Origin of the sequence: Bradyrhizobium sp. (genome assembly GCF_016462955.1) — a bacterium.
Classification (GTDB): domain Bacteria; phylum Pseudomonadota; class Alphaproteobacteria; order Rhizobiales; family Xanthobacteraceae; genus Bradyrhizobium.
The window spans coordinates 12,042-15,677 of sequence record NZ_JAEMSD010000118.1; the positions used below are offsets into that span (position 1 = coordinate 12,042).

The following is a 3,636-nucleotide window of genomic DNA, read 5'->3' on the forward strand; positions in this document are numbered from 1 at the left end:
GCGGCACGCCGGGATAGCGCTTGCCGAGCTGGTCGAGCGTCAAATAGACGAAGTCGGCGCGGTCTCCGCCGGAGGGGACGGTCACGCCGCCGTCGGCCTCCGCCTTCGACTCGCGGTCGACCAGGCGGGCGAGATGCGCGGCCTCCTTGGCCGGCTCCGGTGTTGCGATCAGTGTTTGCCTGATCCGCTTCGCTGCATTGGCGTGCTGCATCAGTTCGGGAATCCAGACGGTCTCCCGCGTCTTGTGCTGGCAGGCGAAGATGCGCACGCCGCCCGGCGCTTCCGCCGTCGGCCACATGAAGGTGCGGAATTTCGCCGCCGCGACCGTGCCGTCGGGCAGCGTTACCGGACGTTCGAAATCGGTCGGGCCGATCGGCTCCAGGCCCCGTGCCCGGATCTCCTCAGCGCCGGCGGCGGAATCGATCGCGGTGAAGGCGATGCGTTCGATGCCTTCGCCGCGCTTGTCGAGAAAGGCGCGCGCGGGAGCATTGAGCTCGGTCGCATCGAGCACGCCGAGCAACTCCATGTAGTCAGGGTCGAACATGATGGTGTAATTGCCCGTGCCCATATGGACGCTATGGGTGCCGCGCGGGGACACGGTGAAGCCGAGCTGCCGGTAATTCTCGGCCGCCTTGTCGAGGTCCTTCACCATGACCACGGCGTGGTCGATACCGATGATGTTCTTGAGGGCCACTGTTCTCTTCCCCGATTGCAAGCTGACTTTGCGCCGCGCAAGCGGCTTGCCGTCATGTCTACGCCGGATAGGCGGTCAAGTCATTTTCAAAGTCATTTTCAATTCGGCGGGAGATGCGCAGTTTCATTCCGCGCAATGCATCTCGCCCGACGCGGCTCAGCGCGCCTGGTCGATATAGGCTGCGAGGACGGCACGCTCCTCGCTCGTCATCTCGGTGATGTTGCCCGGCGGCATGGCGTTCGACCAGGCGGCCACCCGCCCGATCAGGCGAATGTTGCGATGGATGTGCTCGGGGGCATCGAGCAGGATGCCTTTCGGAGCGGTGACGATGCCCGCCCAGACCGGCTCGGCCGCGTGGCACATGCTGCAGCGGGAGATCACGATCTCCTCGACATTGGCGAGCGTCGGCTGGGCCGCCATGGCGCCGGTCCTGACCTCGCGCGGGCCGGCCGCGGAGAGGAAGAGGATCGCGGTCACGCCGGCCGCGGCGACGCCCCACACCCACCACGGCGATGGACGCCCCGCATGCCGCGCGTTGAAGAAGTGGCGGATCACGGGACCGAGCGCCAGGACGATCGCGACGATGATCCAGTTGAAGCGGGTGGCGTAGAGCAGGGGATAATGGTTGCTGATCATCAGCACGACCACGGGGAGTGTCAGATAGTTGTTGTGGACCGAGCGCTCCTTGCTGGCCTTGCCGAGCTTCGGATCGGGTGCCTGTCCTGCGATCAGGCTGGCGACGATCTTCTTCTGGTTCGGGATGATCAGCGTGAACACATTGGCCACCATGATGGTGCCGATGATCGCTCCGATCTGATTGAAGGCGCCGCGGCCGCTCAGCACATGGGTGAAGGCATAGGTGAGCGCGACCAGGAACAGATAGCCGCCGATGGCGAAGGGCAGCTCGCGCTGCGCGAGCCCGGTGCGGCAGGCCGCTTCATACAGCAGCCAGGCCAGAGCGAGGCTGCAGAAGCTGAAAAGCCCGGCCTGCGCCGGGGTGAGGTCGAGCACGGATCTGTCGACCAGGAACAGATCGGCCTCGAGATAGTACACCACCACCATCAAGGCGAAGCCGGACAGCCACGTGGTATAGGCCTCCCATTTGAACCAGGTCAGTTCGTTCGGCATCTGGCGTGGGGCCACCAGATATTTCATGATCCGGTAGAAGCCGCCGCCATGGACCTGCCAAGCCTCGCCCTGGACGCCATCGGGCAGGTTGCGGCCCGGCCTGAGGCTGAGATCGAGGGCGATGAAATAGAAGGAACTGCCGATCCAGGCGATCGCGGCCACCACGTGCAGCCCGCGCAGCAGCAGGCTCGCCCATTCCGATATGACGGATCCCCACATGATCTCCCCATCAGGTGCGACATGGATGCCGCAGCTTCGACGACAGCAAACGGCCGCCGCCCTCACAATGTGTCGCACCGATCAACTGCATTTTCCAGTATGCTGGGCCGGGGGCTGACGCCCATCGTGCGGGCATGAGCTGACGCGGGATTCGGCAGGCCTCGAAACTGATTCAGACCTTTTGCGGGTGATCGGCGTTGACGCGCGACACGTGCAAAGAGGAGGACGACGAATTGAGCAAGAGGATGACGTTCGGGGCAATTGCGTTGGCGCTGCTCGTCGCAGCCGCGGCCGGCGCGCAGGCCGAGCCGGTGTTGCAGGGCAGGGAGGCCTATGGCGATTGGCGGGCCGACAAGCCGGGCACGGTCAGGCTGATCCGGCCGCAGGATCTGGTCAGGCCGGGCGCTACGCGGTCGGTTGCGAGCTCGTCGCGCGTGGTGCCGCGTCCGCCGCAAGCCGAGCTCCAGGTGCCGGCCGGATTCAAGATCGAGCTGTTCGCGGACGGCCTGCGCGCGCCGCGCATCATCCGCGTGGCGCCGAATGGCGATGTGTTCATCGCCGAGACGCGCGCCGGCAACATCCGCGTGCTGCGCGCCGGAGAAGGCGGCAAGGCCGCGACCAACGAGGTGTTTGCCAGCGGACTGCGGCAACCATTCGGCATCGCCTTCTTCCCGAACGGCGACAATCCGCAATGGGTCTATGTCGCCAACACCGACAGTGTCATCCGCTTTCCCTATCAGGCCGGCGATCTCAAGGCGCGCGGCAAAGCGGAGACGATCGTGGCGAGCCTGCCGGATGGCGGCCATTCCACCCGCGATATCGTCTTCAGCTCCGACGGCAAGCGCATGCTGGTCTCGGTCGGCTCGCTCAGCAATGTCGCCGAGGGCATGGGCACACCGCCGGGCGGGATGGAGGCCTGGTCGAAGACACAGCCGCTCGGCGCAACATGGGCCAGCGAGCTCGAGCGTGCCGCCGTGCTGGCCTTCAATCCCGACGGCAAGGAGAGGAAGATCTACGCCACCGGCCTGCGCAACTGCGTCGGCCTCGCAATCCAGCCGCAGACCGGCCTGCCCTGGTGTTCGATCAACGAGCGCGACGGTCTCGGCGACGATCTCGTGCCCGATTACGTGACCAGCGTGAAGGAGGGCGGCTTCTACGGCTGGCCGTGGTTCTACATCGGCAACAACGAAGACCCGCGCCATGCCGGCGCGCGACCGGATCTCAAGGACAAGGTGACCGTCCCCGATGTGCTGATCCAGCCGCACTCGGCCTCGCTCGGCATGACCTTTTATCAGGGCGCGCAGTTTCCGCCCGAATACCAGGGCGACGCCTTCGCCGCCGAGCACGGCTCCTGGAACAGGTCGAAGCGCACCGGCTACAAGGTGATCCGCATCAAGATGAAGGACGGCAAGCCGACCGGCGAGTACGAGGATTTCGTCACGGGATTCGTCGTGAACGACACGGAGGTGTGGGGCCGGCCGGTGGGCGTGGCGGTGGCGAAGGATGGATCGCTGCTGATGTCGGAGGACGGCAACGGCACGATCTGGCGGGTGACGCACTGATCTGACCCTCCCCTGGAGGGGGAGGGTCGGCGC

Annotated in this window: 3 protein-coding genes; 1 reads left to right on the forward strand and 2 read right to left on the reverse strand. The window is 65.6% G+C overall.

Features of this window, described 5'->3' with window-relative positions; all coding sequences use genetic code 11:
- Together JHD07_RS14840 and JHD07_RS14845 are read right to left on the reverse strand one after the other, a co-directional pair.
- The coding region (locus JHD07_RS14840; protein ID WP_291623387.1) for a VOC family protein at nucleotides 1-694 on the reverse strand (694 nt) is incomplete at its 3' end.
- A 156-nt stretch (nucleotides 695-850) separates the two neighbouring features.
- The gene (locus tag JHD07_RS14845) at nucleotides 851-2,041 is read right to left on the reverse strand and encodes a urate hydroxylase PuuD (protein WP_291623389.1); all 1,191 of its coding nucleotides are present in this window, start codon (nucleotides 2,039-2,041) and stop codon (nucleotides 851-853) included.
- 245 nt (nucleotides 2,042-2,286) lie between these two features.
- On the opposite strand from JHD07_RS14845, the gene JHD07_RS14850 reads away from it, so the two are divergent.
- Entirely contained in the window at nucleotides 2,287-3,603 is a 1,317-nt protein-coding gene (locus JHD07_RS14850) for a sorbosone dehydrogenase family protein (protein WP_291623391.1), read from the forward strand.
- Nucleotides 3,604-3,636: the final 33 nt, after the last annotated feature.